We start from the raw sequence: 26,686 nt of genomic DNA on the forward strand, positions 1-26,686 counted from the left end.
AAACTCCTTTCAACTGTGCATGTAATAAGTAAAGAAAAGAACATTTCTACTCTTTTCTTTTAATCTCCACCTTATTTTTTAAAGCGTTCTTCAACCGCCCTTGCATGAGCTTCTAGCCCTTCTAAACGAGCAAACGCTGCGATTTTCGAGACATTTTTCTGCAGAGCTTGTTGGCTGTATGAAATGATACTAGACTTTTTCACAAATGAATCAACTGATAAAGGACTTGAGAATTTTGCTGTCCCATTTGTTGGAAGAACATGGTTTGGTCCCGCGAAATAATCGCCAACAGGTTCTGAGCTGTATCTCCCTAGAAAAATAGCACCGGCATGACGAATGGAACCTAAAAGTTCAAGCGGACTTTCAGTCATAATTTCTAAATGCTCAGGAGCTAATTGATTAACAGCTTCAATCGCTTCTTCTAATGACCCAGTCACATAAATAGCGCCATGGTTATCAATAGAAGGTTTTGCAATTTCTTTACGAGGTAAAGATTCCACTTGTCTTTCCACTTCTTCTTTAACAGCTTCGGCTAATTTCATAGAAGGTGTAACTAAAATGCTTGAAGCTAATTTGTCATGTTCTGCTTGAGACAATAAATCAGCGGCCACTTCGTTCGGCTTGGCCGTATCATCTGCTAGTACGACAATTTCACTAGGTCCAGCAATTGAGTCAATGTCTACTAAGCCATATACTTCTCTTTTCGCTAATGCAACAAAGATATTACCTGGCCCTACAATTTTATCGACGGATTGAATTGTTTCTGTTCCATAGGCAAGTGCTCCTACTGCCTGAGCTCCCCCTACTTTATAAATCTCTTTGACCCCAAGCTCACTCGCTGCTACCACTACTCCAGCAGGAAGCGCGCCGTCTTTTCCTGGAGGTGAAACCATCACGATACGTTTTACACCTGCCACTTGAGCAGGAATGACATTCATTAAAACGGAAGAAGGATAAGCCGCAAGGCCTCCCGGTACATAAACACCTACTGCATCTAAAGGCGTTACTTTCTGCCCTAAAATGGTGCCGTCTTCTTTTGTTGTCATCCAAGACTGCTCGACCATTCTTTCGTGGTAATCACGAATGTTGTCAGCAGCTTCACGAATGGTTGACAGCATATCTGCATCAACCAGCTCATAAGCACGCTTCTTTTCTTGTTCTGTCACAAGCAAAGAAGAAAGCTCAACGCCGTCAAATTGGGCTGTATACTGTTTTAAAGCTTCGTCTTTTTGCTCTTGCACCTGCTTTAAAATATTTACGACAATTTCTCTTTGAGCACTTGTCCCTTGATCAATCGTACGCTTTAAGCTCACTTGTTCTGTTACACGTGTAATTTTCAATGTATGTCACCTCTTTTATACAGGTTGAACCACTTGGGCTAAACGATTCACTAAATCATCAATTCGTTCGTCTTTTAAACGATAGCTCACAGGGTTCACAATCAAACGCGATGTAATATCTTCAATGTGCTCCAATTCAACAAGTCCGTTCTCTTTTAGTGTTTGTCCCGTTGATACAATATCAACAATCCGATCAGCCAGGCCGATTAAAGGCGCTAATTCAATCGAACCATTCAATTTTATAATTTCTACTTGCTCTCCTTGCTCCCTGAAATAAGTAGATGCTACATTTGGATATTTAGTTGCCACTTTTTGAGCAATTTCTGATTTTTTAGCATTAGGCAAACCGGCAACGGCCAGATGACATTTACTAATATTTAAATCCAACAGCTCATAGACATCTCGTTCTTCTTCTAACATTACGTCTTTACCTGCAATACCAAGATCCGCTACTCCGTATTCTACATAAGTAGTAACATCCATTGGTTTTGCTAAAATAAAGCGCATGTTCTCTTCAGGAATATCTACAATCAGCTTGCGCGAATCGTCAAATTCTGGCGGCAATTGAAAGTCTGCTTGACGCAAAAGTTCAGCTGCTTCTTCAAAAATACGTCCTTTTGGCATTGCAATTGTTAATAGTTCACTCATTATTGTCCCCCCTTGCCTCGTTTTCCAATTAGAAACGTGACTTCTTCAAACTGTGCAGTAAATACATCAACATCATCAACGCCTGCAATTTCCTGAGTCACTACCCGGTATCCTTGCTTGCGCTGTTCAGCAGCTAAAGCTAATGCCTCATCCAAACGCTCCTGGCTATATAATATGCCGTATACTGCTGAAGGCTCATATACTTCTTCGCCCAGCGCTTCAATTAAGCGGTCCAGCTGAATTCCAAATCCTGTAGCTGGTGTTTTAGACGCAAATTTTTCAAGAAGCTGGTCATAACGTCCTCCATTACCGATATGGAAACCAACGTTTTCAGCAAAGACTTCAAATAAAATACCTGTGTAATAGCTCATATGACTGACTAAGTTAAAATCAATTTTAATTTCATCCGTTACACCGTATGCATCAAGCATATTCCATAGCTTTTTCAAATCGCCGGCTGCTTTTTTACCAGCTTCGTTTTCAACTAGTTCAACCGCTTCTTCAATCTTCTTTTCATCTCCGCGCAGGTTAAGCAGCTGAAGGAGACGCTGTTTATCAATAGAAGATAGATTCAAATCTTTTACATGATTACGATAGCCCACGTAATTTTTCTCATATAAAAAGCGGCGAAGCACGTTAGCACGTTCTTCATTTCCGACAATTTCTAAAAAAAGCGAATTAACAAACCCGATGTGGCCAATTGCCACTTTAAATGATTTAAGTCCCGCTCTTTTTAATGCGCCGATCATGAGAGCAATCACTTCAGCATCGCTGCTCATCGTAGCGTCTCCAATTAGCTCAACGCCTATTTGTTCAAACTCCGCCGGGCGGCCACCCTCACGCTGCTGAGCTCGGAATACATTTGCTTCATAAGCTAAGCGCAAAGGAGAATTATTTAAAAGTTTTGAAGCGGCCACACGTGCAAATGGTGTTGTTACATCCGGTCGCAGCACAAGCGTATGCCCTTCTTTATCTAAAAGTTTAAACAATTGTTGATCTAAAATAGCTGATGCGCTTCCTACCGTCTCGTAGTATTCCACAGTAGGCGTTGCCATATATTGATAGCCCCAGCTGCCGATTTCATCTGCCAGCTGATTGCGAACTTGTTTTTTTCTTTCAAAAAGAGCTGGCAGGGTATCCCTCATTCCAAGAGGTTTTTCAAACATAAATAACTTTGACATTCCGACACGTCCTTTAAGCTTGATTTTATCTATTAAGGAACCATTGATAGGTTGATTTTACTTTATTACGCTAATGCATTAGCGAAATAACAAATTAAAGTTATTGATAGTTTACACCCGATAAAGTCAGCCGTCAACCGCCAGCTGTTCAAATTTACAAAAAAAACCACAGCTTAGTTCTTGCTAAGTTGTGGCTTTAGGTTCTGCTTCCCTGCGCTTTTCCATTTCTTCTTTTGTATAGATGACACGCATAGGGTTACCTCCAACAAAGAAACCGGGTGCTACATCTTTATGAACCACCGTTCCAGCCGCTACAACCGCTTCGTTGCCGATTGTTACGCCTGGAAGGATGGTGCTATTTGCTCCAATCATCACTTCATCCCCAATGATGACATCTCCAAGACGATATTCCGTTATCAGATATTCATGAGCGAGAATAGTTGTATTGTATCCGATAACCGTATTGCGTCCTACTTGTATTTTTTCAGGAAACATAATATCGAGCATCACCATAAGGGCAAAGGATGTTTGAGGTCCTACTTTCATCCCTAAGCACGCTTTGTACAGCCAGTTTTTCATCGAAAGAAAAGGCGTATAGCGAGCGCATTGAATGATTAGGAAGTTGCGCACTACTTTCCAAAAAGGCACGGTCTTATAGACATGCCAAAGGGAATTAGCTCCTTTAACCGGATAGCGCGTCGTTTTTCTCACTGACGTTCTCCTTTTAATATATCAATTAAATCCGTCATATTTTCTAAAATAATATCAGGATTATAAGAAGCGATATGATCTCTTCCTTTTGCACTCCAAGCAACTCCAGCTGTTTTCGTATAAGCTCTTTGGCCAGAAACGATGTCATGATGGTTATCTCCCACCATCAGCGCTTCTTCAGGTTTAGCATTAAGCAGCTTCAGTGCTTTTTCTACTGGCTCAGGATGCGGCTTTGCATTTGTCACGTCTTCAATTGCGACAATCGTATCAAAGAACTGATCTAACTTTGTTAACTTAAGCCCCATCATGACCGTATTTCTTTGCTTTGTTGTGACAATACCTAATTTATAATCCTGCTCGTGCAGCCATTTAACTGTTTCAAGTACGCCTTCAAATTCTTTAACAAGCAAATCGTGATTGGCTAGATTATGCGTGCGATACATCTCAATCATTTCGTTTACTTTCGTTTTATCCATTTCTACAAACGTGTCGTATAAAGGAGGTCCCATAAACTGTAAAATATCTTCACGAGTATATTGTTCAGGATAATAGTGATTAAGCGTATGAGTAAAAGAGGCAATAATTAATTCATTTGTATCAATTAGAGTACCGTCTAAATCAAACAAAACCGTATTAATCGTCATTATTCATTTCCTTCCCTTGCGTCAAATCAAGTTTGTGTAAACCTTGTAGCTTTTCTTCATTTACGCCTTAGATTGTTCTTCTTCATTCTCTAAGTATTTCTGTTTACTCATTCCCGTCACGCGGCGGATAATAATTAAAATAATGGCTATTACAATCAGTGCAAGTGAAACAACTTGAGCGATTCTGAGTGTATGCGTCAGCATTAAGCTATCCGTGCGAAGCCCTTCTACAAAGAAGCGTCCAACTGAGTACCAGATTAAATAAGATAAGAAAATTTCTCCTTTTCGCAGACTGGTGCGGCGAAGTACCATCAACAGGATAAATCCAGCAAAATCCCATAATGATTCGTATAAAAACGTAGGATGATAATATGTACCGTTAATATACATTTGGTTAATAATGAAATTTGGAAGGTGTAACCCTTCTAAAAAAGCACGGGTAACCGGCCCCCCATGTGCCTCTTGATTCATAAAGTTGCCCCAGCGCCCAATGGCTTGGCCAAGGATTAAACTAGGCGCAGCAATATCAGCCAACTTCCAAAATGAAATCTTTTTTACTTTCGAATACACAATGGCAGTTAATACGCCTCCGATTAAGCCTCCATGAATGGCAATCCCACCTTGCCAAACCTGAGGTATTTCATTTAAATGCTTTGAATAGTATCCCCATTCAAAGGATACATAATAAATTCGCGCACAAATAATAGCTATTGGCACAGCAAATAAGATAAGATCAACAAATGTATCTTTTGATAAGCCTCTTCTTACGCTTTCTCTTGTCGCAATATAAAGACCTAATAGAACACCTGCACCGATAATTACGCCGTACCAGTAGACCGTTAGAGGGCCAATTTCAAGGAAAACGCGATCTAACGGCTGAATAGTTGCTTCCACAAGTTAACACCCTTTCTTATAAATCTTCACGATCTCCTTCTTCAATTACATCTGTTAGGCGTGCAGAAAATTGTTCTGCTGCGTTAATACCCATACGCTTTAAGCGGAAGTTCATTGCTGCCACTTCAATGATAACAGCTAAGTTTCGTCCCGGACGTACTGGCAATGTAATTTTTGTAACGTCTGTATCAATGATTTTCATTTTATCTTCTTCTAAACCAAGGCGATCATAATGTTTCTGCTGATCCCATGTCTCTAACTGAATAACAAGTGAAATTCGCTTATAGCTTCGTACAGCTCCTGCGCCGAATAGCGTCATCACATTGATGATCCCTAGTCCTCGAATTTCAAGCAAATGCTCGATTAAACCAGGCGCATTTCCTACAAGCGTGTCTTGGTCTTCTTGACGGATTTCCACACAGTCATCGGCTACTAGGCGATGGCCCCTCTTAACAAGCTCTAGAGCTGTTTCACTTTTACCAACGCCGCTTTTTCCCATGATTAATACACCAATTCCGTATATATCAACTAATACGCCGTGCAGGGCAGTAGTAGGTGCTAGCCGGCTTTCAAGAAAATTCGTTAAATGGCTGGAAAGTCGCGTTGTTTTAAAGCTTGAACGCAGCACAGGAACTGACTCACGCTCTGAAGCTTCAATAAGTTCTTTCGGTACATCCATTTCACGCGAAACGATGATAGCCGGCGTGATATCTGTACACATCTTTTCCATTCGAACTTTTTTTTGTTCATCATCTAACTGTTTAAAAAATGATAGTTCTGTTTTACCTAACAGCTGGATACGTTCCGCTGGGTAATATGTAAAATAACCTGCCATTTCAATACCTGGACGTGAAATATCACTCGTTGAAATAGGACGGTCGATTCCTTCTTCTCCGCTAATAAGCTCTAATTTAAATTTCTCAATGATGTCTTTTGTACGTACTTTAACCACCGTGCATCCTCCTTTTATGAACAGTCATATACCTGTTCATGTCTACAGTATATCCAACTCTCGCTTTTATGTCGCGTTTGGTTCTACTAGCCACTTTATTTTATCATTAATACGGAAAGAAAAGAAAAAAAAGATGGCATAGGCTGCATCGCCTTACCATCTTTTTTAGAAAATTAAATATTGCAAGAAAGTTATCTTCTATTTTGAAGCGGTTCAACAATCACTCGTTGAATAAGCGCATTTAAAAGCGACATGATTACCGAGGCTAAAAGCGCTGTACCAAACCCGTCAATATTAAAAGAATCTCCCATAACACTTTGTGTAATCATCAGCGTAATGGCATTAATAACGAATAAGAATAGGCCAAGCGTAAGAAATGTCACCGGCAGGGTAAGTAAAATTAAAATCGGCTTAACAAACACATTCAAAATCGATAGAATCAAGCTCGCGATAATAGCTGCACTGACTGATTCCAAGTGAAAGGTGTCAATATAACCTGCGATTACGATTAATACGAGGGCATTGATTAAAATACTAATGATTCCACGCAATAACATTTTTAGAAATCTCCTTCTTCATTTGGAACTAAAAACACAAAAATCATATATAAAATGACCGGGGTACCTACTGTAAAAAATAAACTGATGATAAACAATACGCGCAGTAGTGAAGCATCTATTCCGATATACTGAGAAATACCGCCGATAACACCCGCAAGCTTGCGATTTGTTCGCGAACGATACAACTTTCGCACGTTAATCATCTCCTTTGCTTTTTTACTAAACCAAGCGTTTTCTATTTTATAACAATTGAGCCCGTTTTGGATTCAGCTAACAATTTATAGCCTTTAGGCGAAGCGATATTGGCTTTGAAACGAAGTTGTTTCATCACCGTTTCTTTTTTCTCATCTACTATTTCCATCTCAGGAAGTGTACATGTAAAATTCCCAAAGTTAGATTTCAAATCTCCATCAACGGAGAGGTGGGGCGGCGTATAGAGCGTAATGCTCCCTGTAGTCGTTTTGAAAAATGCTTTTTCAATGCGCTCTCCTTTTAAATACGTATCAATATCTCCGTTAAATGTTTGAACGTCAATTTTCTTTGTGTCCCCATCAAATTTAACCGTTCCATTGATTGTTTCAAGCTCACATTTTGAAGCGAGTATTCGAGAAAGTTCCATATGCCCATTTGATGTCTCCATTTCAAGAGAATGGCTATTCACATCGTAAAAGCGGATGGTACCATTAGCTGTTTTGGCTTTCAGGTCTCGTACGCTTAGTCTTTCCCCATCGATTGAACCATTAAACATACGGAGCTTGACGCGTTCATATTCCATTTCTGGAATATAAATAATCGCCTTCACCTTCATTTGTTTTTGCTGAATTGCAAAGCGCAATTTGCCATTTTCAATGGAAAATGCCGTATGCTGCAAGAAAGTGCGGCGCGCTTCATCCGAATTCTCTACTTTGTAGATAGCAGCTTCACATTCTATTCGTACTTCTGTACTTCCCCAAGGGCGGAGTTGGACGCTTCCATTTGCTAAATCTACGTCAATCTCTTGAATATATGCTTCTGATTGTTGAAAGATGTGCTGAACGTCAATCGAAGGCCCAAAGTTAAAATCTAAATCTCCTTCTTTTACTTTTTTTACCGTTTGATCTACAAATGTAAATAATTTTTCCTTTAAAGAGCTTTGAGATGATTTAGAAGCGTACGTTTTTTTCTGTTTTCCTCCTACATAAGGGGATAGCTCAGCTTTATCAGGCGTAGCATAGGAAGAATCATTAGCTGAGTCTTTTTCCAGTGAATTTAGCAAAGTTAAAGCCTCATCCACGCTAAGTTTTCCTTCTTCTACCATCTGTAAAATTTGTTTGCGCTTTTCACTCATACGTTCCATCTCCTCTTTACGTTTTAGTCATTTAACTTTCTACCTGCTTAATATTTGTATCCCTTTTACAATATTCCATACAAACACAACAACATTAACTAAAGAAACAACAACTAAAGCTACAATTAAAAGAATAAATACCGTTCCACTAGAGCCAGTAAGAGCAGGAAGCAAGAAAAATAAGAATAAGATCGCTGTAGCGATAGGTAATAAATGTGACAAAAATGCAGTTTTTGCATGTTTCTTTACTTCTATGTTATGAACAACAAAATAAATAATAATAGGTAATAAAAATGGTGCAAAGAAAACGCTAAAATAATTTAAGGAAGATAGTATGCGATTTCCTTCCATAATAATCAGCTCCTTATATCATGTATTACGGTTTAATGAGTTAAAAAGTTTCATTCTTTATAAAAAAGACACCAATGCTGGTGTCTTTTAACGAGTTAATGCCTCTGCTTTTTCAACTTTTTTCTCCATACGCTTACGGTCACGTTCTAAAATTGGCTTCAAATAATGACCCGTATAGGATTCTTTTACTTTTGACACTTCTTCTGGCGTACCCGCAGCCACAATTTGTCCGCCTTTATCTCCACCTTCAGGTCCTAAATCAAGCAGGTAATCAGCAGCTTTGATGACGTCTAAATTATGTTCGATCACTAGAACCGTATCTCCATTTTCAACTAAACGCTGGAGCACTTTTAATAATCGTGCAATATCATCGACATGAAGACCGGTAGTCGGTTCGTCTAAAATGTACAGCGTTCTTCCTGTTGAGCGGCGGTGAAGCTCTGAAGCTAACTTTACACGCTGTGCCTCTCCACCAGATAAAGTAGTAGCCGGCTGTCCAAGCGTGATATAGCCAAGTCCTACATCGTAAATTGTCTGCAGCTTGCGCTTAATCTTTGGAATGTTTTCAAAGAAGTGAAGCGCGTCTTCAACGGTCATATCCAATACATCTGAAATGTTTTGATCTTTGTATTTCACTTCTAAAGTTTCACGGTTGTATCGTTTGCCGTGGCAGACTTCACAAGGGACGTATACATCTGGCAAGAAATGCATTTCAATTTTAATAATACCGTCTCCTCGACAAGCTTCACAGCGGCCGCCTTTCACGTTAAAGCTAAAACGACCTTTTTTATATCCACGCACTTTTGCTTCGTTTGTTTGGGCAAATACATCTCGGATGTCATCGAATACACCTGTATACGTTGCAGGGTTCGAACGAGGCGTACGGCCTATGGGAGACTGATCAATATCAATGACTTTATCTAAGTGTTCAATGCCTTTGATTTCTTTATGTTCTCCTGCTTTGCTTTTTGCTTTATGCAGCTTTTGCGCCAATGATTTATGAAGGATATCATTTACCAGCGTACTCTTACCTGATCCAGATACACCTGTAACAGCCGTGAACATACCTAACGGAAGCTTTGCTTTTACATTTTTTAAATTGTTTTCTTTTGCTCCTATAATTTCAATCATTCGATCTTTATCTATTGACCGTCTTTCCGCTGGAAGAGGAATAAACTTCTCTCCTGATAGATATTGACCCGTTAAAGAGTTTTCATCCTCCATCACTTCCTGAGGCGTACCTTGAGAAACAACAGCACCCCCGTGTACGCCAGCTCCTGGTCCGATATCAATTAAATAATCAGCTGCCATCATCGTATCTTCGTCATGTTCTACAACAATCAACGTATTTCCAATATCGCGCATATCTTGCATCGTGCGAATTAAGCGATCATTGTCACGTTGATGAAGACCGATAGAAGGTTCATCTAAAATATAAAGAACCCCCGTCAAACGAGAACCAATTTGAGTAGCTAAACGAATCCGCTGTGCTTCTCCTCCTGAGAGAGTTCCAGCAGAGCGGTTTAATGTTAAGTAATCAAGTCCCACGTTAATGAGAAAGCTTAGACGCTCACGAATTTCACGCAGTATCATATCCGCAATCTTCATGTCTTTTTCAGATAGGCTGAGACTTTCAAAAAAATCATATGCTTCTTTTACCGAGAAGCGGGTTGTATCTCCTATATGCTTTTCGTCAATAAGCACCGCTAAGCTTTCACGTTTTAAGCGATTTCCTTTACATTTTGGACAAGCTTGCTGAGCCATGTACTTTTCCATTTGCTCACGGATATAATCTGAACTTGTTTCATGATAACGGCGCTCTACGTTCCGAAGCACGCCTTCAAATTCGATATGATTTTCTCTTACTTGGCCAAAATCATTTTCATAGCGAAAGTAAATTTTTTCTTTACCGCTGCCATATAATACTTTATCAAATAAATGTTCCGGGATATCTCGCACCGGCACGTCCATATCGATGCCGTAATGTGTACATACGGCTTCAAGCAGCTGCGGATAGTATTGAGAACTTGTTGGCTCCCAAGGTGCAATTGCGTGCTGACGAAGCGTTAAGTCATAGTTAGGAATAACTAAATCTTTATCCACTTCCAATTTCGTTCCTAACCCGTCACACGTTGGACACGCCCCGTACGGACTATTAAATGAAAACATGCGGGGCTCAAGTTCTCCAATGGAGAAACCACATTTTGGACAAGCATGATGCTCACTAAAAAGCAGTTCTTCTTCACCAATCACATCAATAATTACTTTCCCTTCTCCAAGGCGAAGAGCTGATTCCAAAGAGTCCGACAAACGAGCGGCTACACCTTCTTTTACAACAACGCGATCAATCACTACTTCAATGGAGTGCTTTTTGTTTTTTTCCAGTTCAATTTCTTCTGTTATTTCACGCATTTCTCCGTCTACTCGAATGCGAACGTACCCTTCCTTTTTAATATCTTCTAACACTTTTACATGGGTACCTTTTCGTCCAGATACCACAGGTGCCAGTACTTGAAGTTTTGTGCGTTCAGGGTATTCTAAAATTCTATCTACCATTTGCTCAATCGTTTGAGATGTAATTTCAATTCCATGATTAGGACAAATCGGCTTTCCTACACGAGCAAACAAAAGGCGTAAATAGTCATAGATTTCCGTCACAGTTCCGACGGTTGAACGAGGGTTTCGGCTCGTTGTTTTTTGATCGATTGAAATAGCAGGGGACAATCCTTCGATCGAATCTACATCTGGCTTATCCATTTGACCTAAAAACTGTCTTGCATATGCCGAAAGCGACTCGACATAACGTCTTTGTCCTTCTGCATAGATTGTATCGAAAGCCAAAGAAGATTTACCAGAACCTGATAACCCTGTTAACACCACTAATTTGTCTCGTGGGATTTCAATATCGATATTTTTCAAATTGTGGGCTCGTGCACCTTTTACCACGATTTTTTCCATCGCCATGTTTTGTCACCCTTCCGCTTTTAATTCTAGAATCAAGTCACGAAGCTCAGCTGCGCGTTCAAAGTTAAGCGCTTTGGCTGCTTCTTTCATTTCTTGTTCCATTTCTTCTACGAGCTTTGCTTTTTCTTTTTTGTTGAGCTTATCAAATGCCGGTGCTTCTTCATACGTTTCTGTATCTTCTGCTACTACTGTTGCACGAATTGAGCCTCGAACTTCTTTTTGAATCGTTGTTGGTGTAATACCATGCTCTTCATTGTAAGCTTCTTGAATACTTCTACGACGCTTGGTCTCATTGATAGCAATGTCCATGGAGTTTGTGATGCGATCTGCATACATAATGACATGTCCATTAGCATTTCGCGCAGCACGTCCGATGGTTTGAATAAGCGATCGTTCTGAACGCAAGAATCCTTCTTTATCCGCGTCTAATATGGTTACTAACGAAACTTCCGGAATATCTAAACCTTCACGAAGTAAGTTAATTCCTACAAGCACATCGTACTTTCCAAGCCGCAGCTCTCGGATAATTTCAATACGCTCGAGCGTCTTCACTTCAGAGTGAAGATATTGAACTTTAATGCCGATTTCTTTTAAGTAGTTCGTTAAATCCTCAGACATTTTCTTTGTTAACGTCGTAACGAGTACTCGTTCATTTCGCTTAATCCGGTCATGAATTTCTCCAATTAAATCATCAATCTGCCCTTCAATTGGTCGAACTTCAATATTTGGATCCAATAATCCCGTTGGACGGATAATTTGTTCAATCACATCAGGTGCCTTCTCAAGTTCATAAGGACCTGGTGTTGCGGAAACATGAACAATTTGGTTAATATGCTGTTCAAATTCATCAAATTTAAGCGGGCGGTTATCTAATGCGGACGGCAAGCGGAAACCATGCTCCACTAACACTTGTTTACGCGCTTGGTCTCCATTGTACATTCCTCTAACTTGAGGAATCGTAACGTGTGATTCATCCACAACAAGAAGGAAATCTTCCGGGAAGAAGTCCAGCAGTGTATAAGGTGTAGAACCAGCGGGACGAAGCGTTAAATGACGAGAGTAGTTCTCGATTCCCGAACAAAAGCCCATTTCTCTCATCATTTCTAGGTCGTAGCGCGTGCGCTGCTCCAAGCGCTGCGCTTCTAAAAGCTTGCCTGCTTCTTTTAGCTTCTCTAGCTGTTCTTCTAGTTCTTTTTCAATATTTTGAATGGCAACACGCATTTTTTCTTCTCTCGTGACAAAGTGAGATGCCGGGAAGATAGCTACATGTTCACGATCACCAATGATTTCTCCTGTTAGAGCGTCAACTTCTCGGATACGGTCAATTTCATCGCCGAAAAACTCGACGCGAATACAGTGTTCATCTCGAGACACAGGGAAAATCTCCACAACATCACCGCGAACGCGAAACGTTCCGCGCTTAAAGTCAATATCATTTCTTTCGTACTGTACATCTACTAGCGTACGAAGCAGCTGATTGCGCTCTTTTTCCATTCCTACTCGAAGAGATACGACCATTTCTTTGTATTCTTCCGGAGACCCTAAGCCATAAATACAGGATACGCTGGCAATAATAATGACATCTTTTCGTTCAAAAAGAGAAGAAGTTGCCGAGTGACGAAGTTTATCAATTTCATCATTAATGCTCGCATCTTTTTCAATAAATGTATCTGTTTGAGGTACATAGGCTTCAGGCTGATAGTAATCGTAGTAACTGACAAAGTATTCGACTGCATTATTAGGAAAAAACTCTTTAAACTCACTGTACAATTGACCAGCAAGCGTTTTGTTATGAGCCATAATTAGTGTCGGCTTATTTATTTCCTTAATAACATTAGACATGGTGAAGGTTTTTCCCGTTCCTGTAGCACCTAACAAAACTTGATGCTGCTTACCTTCTTTAATTCCTTTCACAATCTTTTCAATTGCCTTTGGCTGATCACCTTGCGGTTGATATGGGGATACTAATTCAAACTGATCTTTCAAATGAAGGCCTCCGTTTCTATTTTCTTGTTTTATCTATTTTTATTACGATATGTAAAAACCGAAAACACGAACTGATATTCGTATTTTATCACTTTATAATCATAAATGAAACTAATGAGTATTAATCTTATATAGTGTTTGTTTGTTTTTATTTTTTACCCTGTTACTTTATTACCCACTAAATTCTTATACTACCCTTTTCGAAGGGAATACAACTCTTTAGATGAAAGCAACAAAAGAAAGTAAGCTGCGTTATTGTTTGAAAAAGATAGGCTTTTGCGCCAATTTCTAAATTATGATACAGTATAAAAAATATGTACTGAGAGGGGTTTAGTATGGCAAGCGTTGATCAAGTTCTTATAAATAACTCCTTTACAACAGTTGAAGAATCAACTTCTTTAGCTAAAGTGAAATCTGAACTTTCAAACTATGACTTCGTTGTAGTCACAGCAAATACCTTTTATGTAATACACAAAGATGAACGATACCTTTTAACAGGTCATGACAGGGCATCTTCCATAAAGAAAGTAATAGCGGATACAAATTGGCCTTCATCTTCTACTTCTACGTTAGCCAATTTACAAGCCAACATAAACTGGAACAGACCAGTCCTCATTCAAGCAGAAAACCAAGAAACCACAATAGGACTTGTAACACCTTCACAGTGGATTACACATTTGCATAGCCAAAATGAGATATTAGCTTCCTATTTTGATACATTGGCAGAAACCATTAATGATGCAGTGACAGCGGTCGATAATGAAGGAAATGTAATCTTGTGGAATACTGCTGCGGAACATACGTATAAGATTCAGAGAGATGATATTATTGGTAGAAAAATCGGAGAGCATTTCAAAGATGAATCCATCATTCTACATACGATTCTAAATGAAGGGCGCCCTGTTCGCGGAACGTATCATCGTCCTAATGAACAAACTCACGTGCTCATCAATGCATCTCCTATTATAAGAAACAATCGAGTCATAGGTGGAGTCGCAACTGAACATGACATTACCAATATTGTAAGGTTAAATGAAGAAATTGATGTGTCTCTTCTCATTCCGAAAGATAATCCATTTTCTTCTTTCGCGGGTATCAGTCCTGAAATTAAGCAAGCCGTTGACATTGCCAAAAAAGTGGCATCTACAGATATGCCTATTTTATTAACAGGAGAACCTGGTTCTGGGAAAGAAATGCTGGCTCAGGCCATCCACTACGGGGGATCCAAACATAAAGAACCTTTTTTATCTTTAAATTGCGCCACTATTCCATCGGGACTCCTGGAAATTGAGCTCTTTGGTCATCAAAAAGATGTCTTTTCAGAAGATCCAACGACCATTGCGGGAAAACTGGAGCAGGCTCATAACGGGACGTTATTTATTGAAGAAATTGATAAAATGCCTCTTGAAATTCAAGTGAAGTTTCTCCGTTACTTGGAAGAACGATCCTTTTATCACGTTGGAGGCACGGAAGAAATTCAAGTCCAAACCCGAATTGTAGCCTCTACCACGACGCCTTTGGAAGAGTTGCTAAAAGCCGGTGAATTCCATGAAAATCTTTACTATTTGCTGACCGTCATCAACATTATTATTCCGCCGCTTCGAGACCATAAAGAAGACATCGAAGCATTGACTCAGCAATTTGTACAGGAATTTAGTAAAAAGTATAAAAAGAAGGCTCCTTTCATCAGCTCTGAAGTTCTCGAAGCCTTTATGCAATACGACTGGCCAGGCAATATTCGCGAGCTGAGAAATACGATTGAACGAATGATTTTTCTAAGTGATCAGTCATTGATTACCCTTACGCACCTTCCTGACAACCTGAAGGATGCAAGTTCTTTCACAGAAGTTCAAAAAGAGGAAGATTCTCTTCAAGAAGCTAGGCTAATAGAAGAGACTCTTCAAAAAACCTATGGAAACAAAAGTGCAGCAGCAGATCTGCTTGGCATTTCACGCGGCACCCTTTATAACAAAATCAAAGAATATGGATTAAACTAATCAAAAAATTCGACACAAGCATCTTTAGCTTCGTGTCGAATTTTTTGATTTCCTTTAGACTGAACTTATTTCTGTTTTCTCGCTGTCATCTTCCCTTGTGTAAATAATAGAAGATAATCATACCCTCCGGCTTTCGAGTCCGTTCCGGACATATTAAAACCTCCAAAAGGATGAACGCCAACTAATGCTCCTGTACATTTTTTGTTAATATATAAGTTACCACAGTGCATAGTAGCTAACGCCCTTTGAATTCTCTCTTCGTTTTCAGAGAAAAAAGCTCCCGTCAAACCGTAGTCAGTTTCATTGTAAATCTCAATGGCTTCTTCCCAGTTAGCTGCTTTTGTCAACGCAAGGACTGGTCCAAAAATCTCTTCTTGCATAATTCGTGCTTTTGAATCCACATCTTTGAATACTGTAGGCTCTATATAGTAGCCATTTCCAGGAGCTTTAGCTCCCCCGGCAATAAGCTTTCCTTCCTCTTTGCCAATTTCAATGTAGGCTAATACTTTTTCATACGCTTTTTGATCAATAACAGGCCCCATAGAAGGATTGTCTTCAGGCAGTCCGACGGTTAATTCTTTTGTTAATGCGGCTACCTTTTGGGCAATCTCTTCATAAACAGATTCTACAACAATCGCTCGAGAGCCAGCAGAACACTTTTGTCCTTGAAATCCAAACGCAGATGCTACGATCGCTTGCGCTGCTGCATCTAAATCTGCCGTTTCATCTACCACAACGCCATCTTTTCCTCCCATTTCAGCAATGACGCGTTTCAGCCAAATTTGTCCAGACTGTACTTTTGAGGCACGTTTATAAATGCGACATCCTACTTCTCTTGATCCCGTAAAAGAAATAAAACGAGTTTGAGGATGTTCGACTAAATATTCTCCAACTTCTATGCCATCTCCAGGGATAAAATTCAGAACACCAGACGGAAGACCGACTTCTTCCATTAATTGAACAAATTTCGCAGCAATAACCGGTGCAGAATCAGCTGGCTTTAAAATAACCGCATTTCCAGATACAATTCCCGCTACAGTCGTTCCAGCCATGATGGCAAGCGGAAAATTAAAAGGTGAAATGACTACTCCTACGCCTAAAGGAATATACGTCATCTCTGTTGTTTCACCTTCTACCGGCGTTAAAGGTTGATGCTGATTCGTTTCACTTAAACGAATCATTTCTCGCGCATAAAATTCCATAAAGTCAATAGCTTCCGCGGTATCCGCATCAGCTTCTGCCCAGTTTTTCCCCACTTCATAAACGAGCATGGCAGAAAATTCATACTTTCTTTCTCTCATCAGCTCTGCTGCTTTGAATAAATAATCAGCACGTTCAGCAGGCGGGACGTTCTTCCATAATTGAAATGCTGCTAACGCTTCTTGCATTGCCTGCTCAGCATAAGCTTTAGTGCCACGGCTTACTCTACCAATCACTTCATCTACCTTTCCCGGGTTCGTAGAGACAATCACTTCTTCTGTTGAGATTTTATCTTTTCCAATCGTGAGAGGATACGTTTGTCCCAGTTCTTTTTTCACTTTCACTAACGCCGCTTGCATCGCTTGTTTATTCTCTTCTAATAAAAAATCAGTAAACGGTTCATTTTTAAAAACTGAGTTTTTTGTACTTACTGTCATTTCAACCAGTCTCCTTTAATTAGAAATTTATTTCGCGAAGTTTTTCAGCACAAACCATACGTTGGCGGGACGTTCGGCTAGGCGTCTCATGAAATACCCAAACCAATCAATGCCGTAAGGAACATAAACCCTGACTTTATATCCTTCTTTTACTAGACGGTCCTGCAGCTCTACACAAATTCCATAAAGCATTTGGAACTCAAATTGGTCATTTGAAATACCATTTTCTCTTACTAATCGTTTTGTGTACTGAATCATTTCTTCATCATGACTTGCTACAGCTGTATAGTGCCCATTTAATAAATGCATTTTAATGATTTTTTTATAGTTTTCATCTACGTCTTTCTTTTCCGGAAATGATACTTCTGGTGATTCTTTATAAGCTCCTTTTACTAGACGTAAATTGGCTTGATATTGATGTAAGTCATTCATATCTTGTTCTGTACGATAAAGATACGCTTGAATCACAATTCCAACATTATCGAATTCTTTGCGTAATTCTTTATACATATCAAGGGAGATTTGGCAGTGCAAGTAGTCTTCCATATCAATTCGAACAAAAATATTATTCATCCTGGCCGTGTGTAGAATTCTGCGCATATTTTCCATACAAAGCTCTTTGCTAATATCCAATCCTAAAGAAGTCATCTTTAATGATAAATTTGATTGAACGCCCGATTCTGCAATGGCTTCTAGTGCCTGAATGCACATGGCAGTAGACAACCTGGCCTCCTCTTCTGTAAAAACAAATTCTCCTAAATGATCGAGTGTAACAACTTTCCCACTATTGTTAAGCTCCTTGGATGTTTGAATTGCTGATTCGGTTGAGTCTCCAGCAACAAAACGAGCTGCCCCCATCCTCAATCCATACTTTTTAGCTAATTTGTTCATTGAATGATTTTTGCCAAGCGACTGAAACATCGTTCTCATTAATACTTCCATCAATCCTAAACCTCCTTTTATTTTTAAAAATCGAAAATAAACTAAATTTTCAGATTAATAATTTTATTTTTCTATACCCTTCTCACATTTCTGTACACTTATTTAAATATATTTATACACAAGTGTTTAAAATATTTTATACATAAACATATTTGTCTAATTAATTTGATTATACTCGTTCATTAAATGAACCGAAACAATATTGTTATAAGTTCTAACTCATTTTTTTACATAAAAAAACTCTCCACGTTGTGTAGAGAGCTTTTGTGTACAGTTTAATAATAAGCGATTAACTTATCATCAAAGCAACAATCTTTATTTTCCAGCAGCTAACATGCTTTTTGCATATATAAAACCGATGGCTGCTGAAAGTAAATCTATTAAAATAATAAGCGGATAATCTGCGTACCCTTTATATACAGAAACAGCTATCAACAAAAGCGTCAGCGCTGTGGCAACATATAAGTTATATGTTACTCTAGCAAACAGAACAAGCAATATGGCGGGTAGAAAAACTGCGGCAATCGTTTTGACTTCCACAAACATTTCTCCTTTTTATCCGTCTTTTAACCAGCTTGTGAATCACGTTTTGTATAATTGTGTACAAACAAAATACCTAGTTCATGATGTTCGTTGTCATACAATGCTCGCTGAGTAAAGCGAACTTCTCCATTTTCGTCAATAACTTCTAGCTTACAAAAAGCACGGTTATTAACTTGTAATGCTTCATAAAATTTATGGACCTCAGATACAGCGATTCCATTTACCTTAATAATCACTTCTCCTACTTTCAAACCCATTTTCTCTGCCGGAGAATGAGGGATGATTCCTAATACAACCAAACCTTGTGTACGCTTAGTAAACAGTGCGGGCGCCTTTTCATCGCTTCGACGCTGCTGCAAACGAATCCACTCTCTTCCTATGATCGCTAGAATAACAACAGCTACAGCGGCAAGAGGATAAAAAATAGCAGCAATCGTAATGATCGTTAATCCCACGCCTAATGCTAATACACGCTTACCGGTAAATTCAATAGATTTAAACGGCACCATACTTTGAATTCGCTGATAAAAACCGATAGCAAAAGGAACAAAAAACAGGCTAAATGATGTTCCGTCAATAGATAACACAGGCCACCATGGAAACACAGACGTAATGGCGCTGCCTGGAATTAAGACAAAAAGCGGGACAACCCATAATTTTTGAGAGTAATGAGCCCCAATCTCCTGCCCTCTTTTACTTTTCACAATGGCTGGAGACGTACCTTTTGCTCCAAATTTCCAAATTAAATATCCTTCTGCTAATACAAGCAGAGACATTAAAATAGTCAGAGAAGGTAAATCTGCGTTATGAGCTTGCACAGACCACGTTTGAATAAATCCTTCACCGAAACCAGATGCCGGAATAACCAAGGTTGCAAGCACAGCCAGTCCTACGGTGTAAGAAGGAGAAAGCCATTTAAACGTCCAAGGGCCGCTTATGATAAAAGTTAAAACAGCTACAAGCACAATCATTCCTATAGATACATAGACACCTAGCAACACGGTAACAACGGATAAAATCAACCCAATAATGATACCTGGAAAAAATAAATATTTTGCTTCTAAAATAAAATCAAACACGCGAACATGAAAATTCTGACGCTCTCTCTTGACGCGAGAAAGACCTACAAAAAACGAGACGAGCAGAAATAGATACGTTAACGGATGCAAAAACAAACGCCCGATACCTTTTAAGAGCTCTAATGCAAAATCCATTTTTTCACCACCTGTATTTTTCACATTTTTATTACAACATTTACGATTGATTGTTATGTATCATAGGCTTCTTTATTTTATCAAAATGCATCACTAACCGACAATGTTGTTTTTACTAAAAAAGTTCCGTGCTTTGGAAAAGCACGGAACTTTTTCTACTTCTTATTGACTAGCTAGCTTTAAAGCCGTTTGAAGCTGACGATCTTCATCTTTTGATTTAATTTTTTCTAGAAGTTTTGTTTGTAAAAGCGCTGCTGTATCTTCATCGATTTCACCTGTAGCTTTTTGCTTATTGGCTTTTTGGAATGCAGTTACAGCTGTTTCTGTCTCTTTACTAAAATATCCGTCTGTACGTCCAGGTTCAAAGCCAAGGCCTTTTAGCATCACTTGAGCATTCTTCACTTGGTCACCTGTCATATCACGTGTTAATGGCTTTTTATCAACTTGAATTGGATTTGCATAATAATAATCCGGCTGTTTGACTTCTACCGTTGGTTTTATACCTTTTTCGTTAATCCAGTTTCCATCAGGCGTTAGCCATTTATAGAACGTTAGTTTTAAATTACTGCCGTCTTCCATTGGAACAGCTTGTTGAACCGTTCCTTTTCCATAGGATTTTTCACCGACTAGCTTGTATCCTCCTGCTTCTTTTAATGCCCCGGCAAGAATTTCAGAAGCGGATGCACTTCCTCCATCAATCAAGGCCACAATTGGATAATCCTTTTGCTTTTTCATTGAAGAAACCACTTTTTGACGTTCACCGTTACGATCTTCAATTTGGATATATGGCTTTTTATTCGTTACTAATTTATCGAGCATTTTTTCAACACTCGTTAAATAGCCACCAGGATTTCCCCGAACGTCTAGAACTAAGCCATCAATATTTTTATTTTCAAGTTTTTTCAACTGTTTCGTAAATTCGTCTCCCGTTGACTCAGAGAATGACGTAATTTCCATGTAGCCAATTTTTTTATTGTTTACATTTTTAACAGAAGAATAGACGGTTTCAATTGGAATCTCATCTCTTACAACTTTTACTTTCATCGTTTCTTTCACGCCTGGTCGTTGAACATCTAATGTCACGGTAGAGCCTTTTTTACCGCGAATTTTTAATACTGCTTCGTTCAATTCCAGACCCGCGATACTTTTACCATCGATCTTTAAAATCTGATCATTTGGTTTTAATCCTGCTTTTTCCGCAGGAGATTGTTTAAACGGAGCTACGATTGTTACTTTTCCATCTACCATGCTTACTTCAGCACCAATTCCCTCAAACGATGAATCAAGAGACTGCGTGAATTGCTGTGCCGTTTTCTTATCCATGTAAGATGAGTGAGGGTCTCCTAAGGTTTGTACCATTCCTTGAATTGCGCCATCTAATAATTTTTTGTCATCTACATCTTTGTAATATTTTGAAGATATCAGTTCATAAGCTTGCTTGATTTTGTCTAGCTCTTCCTTTTCCACTTTACTATCATTTGAAGAAGTTGTAAGGGGGGTACTGACCGTTCCAGCATTTGCATACTGAATGCCAAAATATGTACCTGCTGCTCCAACAACTAAGGAGAGTGCCATTAATAGTGCAACGATTTTCCGATTCAAGTTCTTTCATCCTCCTCAACCTTAAGCCATCTCTTCTTATTATAATAGATACAACCAAAACTATGTAATAAAAAGGATGCATGTGTTATTTGTAGCAAAAGGCACCACACAAATCAAGTGCGATGCCTTTTTGTTAAACTATATGTTGAGCTTGTACCACGTATGCTAGGAACTTAAAATTTAATATAACTTTCAGGGTTTACAGCGGAACTTTTGCCTTTCCAATCGCCTTTATGCAATTCAAAATGCAGGTGAGCACCAAACGAACGTCCTGTGTTCCCTATATAACCTAATTGTTGACCTTTATTGATAGATTGACCGCTTGAGACGCTGTAGCTCTCTAAATGAGCATAAACTGTAACCCACGTCTGACCTTCTACATTGTGACGAATAAATACAGCATTACCAAAAGAAGAAGAATGATATGCTCTAATTACCTTTCCGCTTGCTGCGGCTACAACTGGCACACTTTCTCCTCGCTTTCCAATATCAATACCGTAGTGTCCTCTTCCAAACGTTTCTCGATACCCAAAATGAGATGTTACCGGGCCCTTTGCCGGCCTCATAAACGACCCGCTTGTAACAGGGGGTGCCTCCTCTGTTGCCCCGGCTTTTTCAATTTCTTGCTGTTGAGCTTGTGCTGCATTTTTTTGATCAGCTAAAATAGAAGCTTGCTCTTCTAATCCAACGGCTTCTTCATTAAATTCTTTTTCCTGATCTTTGAGCGTTTGCATGAGCTGATTCTTTTCATCCACTTGTTTTTGCAGCTGCGCACGAAGATTTTTAAGTTCTTCAAGCGCTTGATTTACTTCCGTTAGCTTGTTTTGAACTTTTGTTTCTTTCTCTTCTTTTGCCTTTTTATCAGCTTCATGCTGCATTAACAAATCGCGGTCAGCCCCTACAATTGTCGAAACCGCACTCACTCTGCTAATAAAGTCTCCGAAGCTTTCAGAGCCTAGCAGTACATCTATGTAATCCACAGACCCGCCATTTTCCTGTAAAGCACGAGCACGTTTTTTTAATAGCTCATTTCGTTTGTCAATTCGTTTTTTTACAACGTCAATCTCGCTTTTCACCTTTTCGATGTCTTGCTTTGCTTTTTCTACTTCAGATTCACGGCTGCGGATATCTGCATTCGTTTGTCCGACTTCTGAATCCAAGCGCGCGATCTCAGCTTCTTCGTTTTTTTGCTTTTCTTGAACCTCTTTTAATTTCTCTTTATTTTGATTAATATTTTGGTTCACATCATCACTTTTTTTCTCTAAATCACTGAGTTTAGTAGTGCTGGCACTTTGTGCATAAGCAATTTTTTCATTACCTATCCAAGCCGCACTTAGTCCAACTAAAACTGCTGCTGTCATTACTAATGTCTTACGTGTCATTTGTTTCTCCCCATCTGCACATATTTCCCCGTATAAACGGGCATTAGTAAGACCCCCATTAGCACTTTTTTCTATTTTTATGTGTAATTACACAACAACCTCACATTTGATAAGCATCAAATGTGAGGTTGTTGTAATCTATTATGTTAAAAATCTATTCTTATTTTCGCAAGAACTTACGGATGGATAATGTACTTCCCCACATCCCAATTAGACCGCCGATCACTAGTAATAATAGCGACACTTGAAGCACGAATGGAAAGGCAGGTAAAAGTTCGAAGAATCCATCAAACTTAGGTTGAACTTCATTATATAAAACGCTGTACACACCGATAATAACTGCAATTGGCACAATAGAACCAAGCACTCCTAAAAACAGACCTTCAATAAAGAACGGCCAGCGAATAAAGGAGTTTGTGGCTCCAACTAAGCGCATAATTTCAATCTCTTCACGGCGAGCTACAATCGTAATTTTAATTGTATTTGAAATTAGGAACATTGCTGTAAATAGAAGCCCTAAAATCAGCACTACTCCGATATTACGAGCTACTTTCAGCACTTTAAATAACTTTTCAACTTGATCTTGTCCGTATTGAACTTTTGCTGCATACGGATATTTCTCAATTTGTTTAGCTACTTTTGCGACATCAGTCGGCTCTTTTGTTTTAACAACAAATACATCATTTAATGGGTTTTGCTGTTCAAACGGTTCAAAAGCTTGTCCTTCATCACCCATACTATTAATTAAATCTTTTAACTCTTTATCTTTAGAAGAAAACGTCACCGTATCAACTTGCTTAATTGCATCTAGCTTTTCTTTCATTGCTTTTCGATCATCTGCTGTCGCTGCAGCATCAACGTGAACGCGAATTTCCACATCATTTTCAATCAATTTAGCAATGTGGTTTAAATTCATCATCAACATAAAAAATACGCCTACAAGCAAGAGCGTCACGGTAACAGCACTTGCAGATGCGAATGTCATCCAACCGTTTCTTCCTAAACTTTTAGATCCTTCACGTAAGTGGCGACCGAATGTCCTAGCCTTCATATCCGTATTCACCTCTTACTTCATCGCGCACAACATTTCCATTTTCAATCGCAATTACGCGCTTTCGAATTGCATTTACAATTTCACGGTTATGCGTTGCCATTAAAATAGTCGTACCGCGTTTATTAATCTCCTCAAAGATATCCATGATTTCCCACGAAGTCTCCGGATCAAGATTCCCTGTCGGTTCGTCGGCGATGACAACCTTAGGACTATTCACAATTGAACGCGCAATAGACACACGCTGCTGCTCTCCTCCAGATAGTTCATCAGGGAAAGAATCCATTTTACCCTTTAACTTAACAAGCTCTAGCACCTCTAGCACTCGCTTTTTAATTTCTTCGGGACTTTGCTCAATTACTTCTAGTGCAAAAGCAATGTTTTCATAGACTGTTAATTTTGGAAGCAGCTTGAAATCCTGAAAGACTACACCAATATGACGTCTAAAGATAGGAACTTTGCTATCTTTTATTTTTGCTACATTTGCACCGTTTACAATGATATTTCCCGAAGAAGGCTTTTCTTCACGATACATCATTTTAATAAAAGTGGATTTTCCTGCTCCACTTGGTCCTACGATATAAGCAAACTCACCTTGATTAATCTTGATGCTAATGCCATTGATTGCTTTTACACCGTTCGGATACGTTTTATATACATTTTGCATTTCAATCATAAGTAATCACCTAATCAAGTGTGTTATTTTAATACTATGTAAAACTTGTCAAAATACGACAAAACTCTACAATTCAAACCAAAAATTCGACTCTTCTCACGCGCTTTCTCATTATAACATCACTCTTCGTGAAAATAAGCCCCAAAAATATTACATTTTTATTTCAAATATGACATAAGTAGGATATTTTTAGTAAGGCATGAGAATTTATCCTTATTTTTAATTTTGTTATTTTTTACTGTTTATTTGCTTCTTATGAATATCGTTAGGCAGAGCACATTTATGTCTACTTTTGTACAAACAAGGTATGATAAATAAGAAAAAAGATGAGGAGAGATAGCATGATCACCATTTATGGAAGTTCACGAGAAAATGGAAATACGGAAGAATTGGCTAAAGCAGTCTTAAGTGGCATTGATACTGAAGAAGTTTACTTACGTCATCATACCATTCACCCCATTACTGATATGCGTCACGATGAACTTGGGTTTACCAATCAACAAGATGATTATTATGATATAGCGAAAAAGATGGCAGCGCATGACACTATTTTATTTGTTACGCCTCTTTACTGGTACGGTATGAGCGGATTAATGAAGAACTTTGTGGATCGTTGGTCTGAAAGTCTTAGAGATTCGACAATCAACTTTAAAGAACAAATGAAAAATAAGCGCGTGTATGTATTAGTAGTAGGAGGCACAGGCGCATCTGTAAAGGCTCTTCCTCTTATTATGCAATTTCAATACATTGTCGATTTTATTGGCTCTTCTTTTAGCGGATACATCATTGGAGAAGCAAATGCACCTGGAGACATAGCGAAAGATGTCAAAGCTCAACAGCAGGCCGTTGTCTTAAACCAAAAATTAAAGCAGTTTTAACACAAAAATAAGACGGATATCCGTCTTATTTTTTCTTTGCCAGCCAAGCGGCAACTTTTTTTGCATCTTCTTCATTAATCAGTCCCTTTGGCATACCGCCTTGACCATTATTGATAATGTTTTCAATTTCAGCTTCTGAGTGCTTGCTGCCTACATGCTGCAAGCTCGGCCCATTTGCTCCTCCTAAATCTACACCGTGACAGCCTGTACAGTTTTTCTTCACAATATCTTCTGCACTCGCTGAAGATTCACCAGCAGATTCATTTTTAGAGCTTCCTCCGCCGCACGCGGACAAAACAAGCGCTAGACCGATTGTTAACGTCAGTAATACTTTTTTCAAGCCTTCTCCCCCTTGCTGTAGAGTTTTCACTCTATTATAACCTACTCCAGAATGTTTAAAACACTCTGTTTACAAGGACTTTGTTTCAATTTCATGAATTCTCTCATCACACTTATGTATACGATTAAGCAATTGATTCGTTTCCTAAACGTTTTTTGTATACTACGCGCGAAATTGTCACACTGAGCTCATATAAAAGCAGAAGTGGGACAATAACTAAAATATCTGAAATAAAATCAGGAGGAGTAATAAGTACGGATATCACAATTAAAACAAAATATGATAGCTTCCTTGCTCTTGCTAACCTTAATGGATTTAGAACCCCTAAGCGCGTTAAGAATAGAACAACTAAAGGCATTTCAAATAAAAAACCAAACGGTAAACAAAGATTAAGCATAAAACGAAAATAATGCTCAGCCGTAAACATCAGTGAAAACTGATCATTCGACAGGCCCGTTAAAAATGCTAAAACCATTGGAAATAAAATAAAATAACCGAACCCCAGCCCGCTTACAAACAAAAGAAAAAAGAATGGAATGAAGGTAATCAGAACCTTATATTCTTCCTTTTTTAACCCAGGTGAAACAAACTGAAATACTTGATAAGCAGCTACTGGAAGTGTAAAAGCAAGCGCAAAAACAAATGCAATCACCATATAAATCCATACGATTTCACTTGGTCCAAGTACCGCAAGCTTGCCGTCCAAATCTTTCACTAGCCACTGATAAATATCTTGTACAAATACAAAACTGACAATAAGTAAAACTACAAATGCACAAAGTGTTTTAATAATACGAACACGCAATTCTTCAAGGTGCTCCATCAAGCTCATTTCTCCCATTGTATTTCTCTCCTTTCTGACAAGT

The 26,686-nt window shown here is 38.8% G+C and carries 25 protein-coding genes; 2 read left to right on the forward strand and 23 right to left on the reverse strand.

Translation table 11 applies throughout. The annotated features are described in order from the left end of the window. Nucleotides 1-71: 71 nt before the first annotated feature. The 13 genes from hisD to uvrB all read right to left on the reverse strand — a co-directional run bounded on the left by hisD (nt 72) and on the right by uvrB (nt 13,558). Entirely contained in the window at nt 72-1,340 is a 1,269-nt protein-coding gene (gene hisD, locus MKY06_RS25805; protein ID WP_025601780.1) for a histidinol dehydrogenase, read from the reverse strand. 15 nt (nt 1,341-1,355) lie between these two features. Then, entirely contained in the window at nt 1,356-1,988 is a 633-nt protein-coding gene (gene hisG / locus MKY06_RS25810; RefSeq protein WP_013059721.1) for an ATP phosphoribosyltransferase, read from the reverse strand. Continuing rightward, a complete protein-coding gene (locus MKY06_RS25815) occupies nt 1,988-3,169 on the reverse strand; it encodes an ATP phosphoribosyltransferase regulatory subunit (RefSeq protein WP_013059722.1) in 1,182 nt (393 codons plus the stop codon). Before MKY06_RS25815 ends, hisG begins: the two co-directional genes overlap by 1 nt. A 183-nt stretch (nt 3,170-3,352) precedes the next feature. Further along, nucleotides 3,353-3,880 (reverse strand): acyltransferase, encoded by a 528-nt coding sequence (locus MKY06_RS25820; RefSeq protein WP_013059723.1) that lies wholly within the window; start codon nt 3,878-3,880, stop codon nt 3,353-3,355. Then, on the reverse strand, nt 3,877-4,524 hold the full coding sequence (gene ppaX / locus MKY06_RS25825; protein ID WP_013059724.1) for a pyrophosphatase PpaX: 648 nt from the start codon (nt 4,522-4,524) through the stop codon (nt 3,877-3,879). The genes MKY06_RS25820 and ppaX overlap by 4 nt, the downstream gene beginning before the upstream one ends. 60 nt (nt 4,525-4,584) lie before the next feature. Then, nucleotides 4,585-5,418, reverse strand: coding sequence for a prolipoprotein diacylglyceryl transferase (lgt, locus tag MKY06_RS25830; protein ID WP_013059725.1), 834 nt, complete (start codon nt 5,416-5,418; stop codon nt 4,585-4,587). Between the two features lie 16 nt (nt 5,419-5,434). Further along, entirely contained in the window at nt 5,435-6,370 is a 936-nt protein-coding gene (hprK, locus tag MKY06_RS25835; RefSeq protein WP_013059726.1) for an HPr(Ser) kinase/phosphatase, read from the reverse strand. A gap of 191 nt (nt 6,371-6,561) precedes the next feature. Then, nucleotides 6,562-6,927 (reverse strand): phage holin family protein, encoded by a 366-nt coding sequence (locus tag MKY06_RS25840; protein WP_013059727.1) that lies wholly within the window; start codon nt 6,925-6,927, stop codon nt 6,562-6,564. Nucleotides 6,928-6,929: 2 nt separating this feature from the next. Continuing rightward, nucleotides 6,930-7,124, reverse strand: a complete 195-nt coding sequence (locus MKY06_RS25845; protein ID WP_013059728.1) for a PspC domain-containing protein — start codon at nt 7,122-7,124, stop codon at nt 6,930-6,932. 41 nt (nt 7,125-7,165) lie between these two features. Continuing rightward, nucleotides 7,166-8,257, reverse strand: coding sequence for a DUF4097 family beta strand repeat-containing protein (locus tag MKY06_RS25850; RefSeq protein WP_013059729.1), 1,092 nt, complete (start codon nt 8,255-8,257; stop codon nt 7,166-7,168). A 39-nt stretch (nt 8,258-8,296) separates the two neighbouring features. Beyond that, nucleotides 8,297-8,608, reverse strand: a complete 312-nt coding sequence (locus tag MKY06_RS25855; RefSeq protein WP_013059730.1) for a hypothetical protein — start codon at nt 8,606-8,608, stop codon at nt 8,297-8,299. 87 nt (nt 8,609-8,695) lie between these two features. Beyond that, nucleotides 8,696-11,572 carry an excinuclease ABC subunit UvrA gene (gene uvrA / locus MKY06_RS25860; RefSeq protein WP_053487810.1) on the reverse strand — a complete coding sequence of 959 codons (2,877 nt, stop codon included), beginning with the start codon at nt 11,570-11,572 and terminating at the stop codon, nt 8,696-8,698. A 6-nt stretch (nt 11,573-11,578) separates the two neighbouring features. Then, nucleotides 11,579-13,558: an excinuclease ABC subunit UvrB gene (uvrB, locus tag MKY06_RS25865; protein WP_289920321.1), complete on the reverse strand. Its 1,980-nt coding sequence runs from the start codon at nt 13,556-13,558 to the stop codon at nt 11,579-11,581. 335 nt (nt 13,559-13,893) lie between these two features. Between uvrB and MKY06_RS25870 the strand changes: the two genes are divergently transcribed. Next, on the forward strand, nt 13,894-15,555 hold the full coding sequence (locus MKY06_RS25870; protein WP_098287155.1) for a sigma-54 interaction domain-containing protein: 1,662 nt from the start codon (nt 13,894-13,896) through the stop codon (nt 15,553-15,555). Nucleotides 15,556-15,620: 65 nt separating this feature from the next. Here MKY06_RS25870 and pruA read toward each other — a convergent pair whose 3' ends face one another. The 8 genes from pruA to ftsE all read right to left on the reverse strand — a co-directional run bounded on the left by pruA (nt 15,621) and on the right by ftsE (nt 24,602). After that, a complete protein-coding gene (pruA, locus tag MKY06_RS25875; RefSeq protein ID WP_025601666.1) occupies nt 15,621-17,192 on the reverse strand; it encodes an L-glutamate gamma-semialdehyde dehydrogenase in 1,572 nt (523 codons plus the stop codon). 27 nt (nt 17,193-17,219) lie between these two features. After that, nucleotides 17,220-18,134: a proline dehydrogenase family protein gene (locus tag MKY06_RS25880; protein ID WP_025601664.1), complete on the reverse strand. Its 915-nt coding sequence runs from the start codon at nt 18,132-18,134 to the stop codon at nt 17,220-17,222. Nucleotides 18,135-18,449: 315 nt separating this feature from the next. Next, complete coding sequence (locus MKY06_RS25885; protein WP_013059736.1) at nt 18,450-18,674, reverse strand: DUF2198 family protein; 225 nt, start codon at nt 18,672-18,674, stop codon at nt 18,450-18,452. Nucleotides 18,675-18,700: 26 nt separating this feature from the next. Beyond that, a complete protein-coding gene (locus MKY06_RS25890) occupies nt 18,701-19,891 on the reverse strand; it encodes a PDZ domain-containing protein (RefSeq protein ID WP_013059737.1) in 1,191 nt (396 codons plus the stop codon). A 162-nt stretch (nt 19,892-20,053) separates the two neighbouring features. Further along, complete coding sequence (locus tag MKY06_RS25895; protein WP_013059738.1) at nt 20,054-21,493, reverse strand: S41 family peptidase; 1,440 nt, start codon at nt 21,491-21,493, stop codon at nt 20,054-20,056. 173 nt (nt 21,494-21,666) lie between these two features. Continuing rightward, entirely contained in the window at nt 21,667-22,875 is a 1,209-nt protein-coding gene (locus MKY06_RS25900; protein WP_029711202.1) for a murein hydrolase activator EnvC family protein, read from the reverse strand. Between the two features lie 160 nt (nt 22,876-23,035). Next, nucleotides 23,036-23,926, reverse strand: a complete 891-nt coding sequence (gene ftsX / locus MKY06_RS25905; protein WP_014457813.1) for a permease-like cell division protein FtsX — start codon at nt 23,924-23,926, stop codon at nt 23,036-23,038. After that, nucleotides 23,916-24,602 carry a cell division ATP-binding protein FtsE gene (gene ftsE, locus MKY06_RS25910; protein WP_013059741.1) on the reverse strand — a complete coding sequence of 229 codons (687 nt, stop codon included), beginning with the start codon at nt 24,600-24,602 and terminating at the stop codon, nt 23,916-23,918. The genes ftsX and ftsE overlap by 11 nt, the downstream gene beginning before the upstream one ends. Nucleotides 24,603-24,943: 341 nt before the next feature. On the opposite strand from ftsE, the gene MKY06_RS25915 reads away from it, so the two are divergent. Then, nucleotides 24,944-25,480 (forward strand): flavodoxin family protein, encoded by a 537-nt coding sequence (locus MKY06_RS25915; protein WP_025601660.1) that lies wholly within the window; start codon nt 24,944-24,946, stop codon nt 25,478-25,480. Nucleotides 25,481-25,505: 25 nt separating this feature from the next. Here MKY06_RS25915 and cccB read toward each other — a convergent pair whose 3' ends face one another. Together cccB and tatC are read right to left on the reverse strand one after the other, a co-directional pair. Continuing rightward, nucleotides 25,506-25,820, reverse strand: coding sequence for a cytochrome c551 (gene cccB / locus MKY06_RS25920; protein ID WP_013059743.1), 315 nt, complete (start codon nt 25,818-25,820; stop codon nt 25,506-25,508). A gap of 124 nt (nt 25,821-25,944) precedes the next feature. Then, nucleotides 25,945-26,661, reverse strand: coding sequence for a twin-arginine translocase subunit TatC (tatC, locus tag MKY06_RS25925; RefSeq protein WP_013059744.1), 717 nt, complete (start codon nt 26,659-26,661; stop codon nt 25,945-25,947). Nucleotides 26,662-26,686 lie beyond the last annotated feature (25 nt).

Source organism: Priestia sp. FSL P4-0332, from assembly GCF_038005845.1.
Taxonomy (GTDB): Bacteria; Bacillota; Bacilli; order Bacillales; family Bacillaceae_H; genus Priestia.

Coding starts and splice junctions, on each gene's coding strand:
- hisG (WP_013059721.1), bottom strand. CDS start 1,988: ATGAGTGAACTATTAACAATTGCAATGCCAAAAGGACGTATTTTTGAA.
- MKY06_RS25815 (WP_013059722.1), bottom strand. CDS start 3,169: ATGTCAAAGTTATTTATGTTTGAAAAACCTCTTGGAATGAGGGATACC.
- ppaX (WP_013059724.1), bottom strand. CDS start 4,524: ATGACGATTAATACGGTTTTGTTTGATTTAGACGGTACTCTAATTGAT.
- MKY06_RS25840 (WP_013059727.1), bottom strand. CDS start 6,927: ATGTTATTGCGTGGAATCATTAGTATTTTAATCAATGCCCTCGTATTA.
- MKY06_RS25850 (WP_013059729.1), bottom strand. CDS start 8,257: ATGAGTGAAAAGCGCAAACAAATTTTACAGATGGTAGAAGAAGGAAAA.
- MKY06_RS25855 (WP_013059730.1), bottom strand. CDS start 8,608: ATGGAAGGAAATCGCATACTATCTTCCTTAAATTATTTTAGCGTTTTC.
- uvrA (WP_053487810.1), bottom strand. CDS start 11,572: ATGGCGATGGAAAAAATCGTGGTAAAAGGTGCACGAGCCCACAATTTG.
- MKY06_RS25870 (WP_098287155.1), top strand. CDS start 13,894: ATGGCAAGCGTTGATCAAGTTCTTATAAATAACTCCTTTACAACAGTT.
- pruA (WP_025601666.1), bottom strand. CDS start 17,192: ATGACAGTAAGTACAAAAAACTCAGTTTTTAAAAATGAACCGTTTACT.
- MKY06_RS25880 (WP_025601664.1), bottom strand. CDS start 18,134: ATGGAAGTATTAATGAGAACGATGTTTCAGTCGCTTGGCAAAAATCAT.
- MKY06_RS25890 (WP_013059737.1), bottom strand. CDS start 19,891: ATGGATTTTGCATTAGAGCTCTTAAAAGGTATCGGGCGTTTGTTTTTG.
- MKY06_RS25900 (WP_029711202.1), bottom strand. CDS start 22,875: ATGACACGTAAGACATTAGTAATGACAGCAGCAGTTTTAGTTGGACTA.
- ftsX (WP_014457813.1), bottom strand. CDS start 23,926: ATGAAGGCTAGGACATTCGGTCGCCACTTACGTGAAGGATCTAAAAGT.
- ftsE (WP_013059741.1), bottom strand. CDS start 24,602: ATGATTGAAATGCAAAATGTATATAAAACGTATCCGAACGGTGTAAAA.
- MKY06_RS25915 (WP_025601660.1), top strand. CDS start 24,944: ATGATCACCATTTATGGAAGTTCACGAGAAAATGGAAATACGGAAGAA.
- tatC (WP_013059744.1), bottom strand. CDS start 26,661: ATGGGAGAAATGAGCTTGATGGAGCACCTTGAAGAATTGCGTGTTCGT.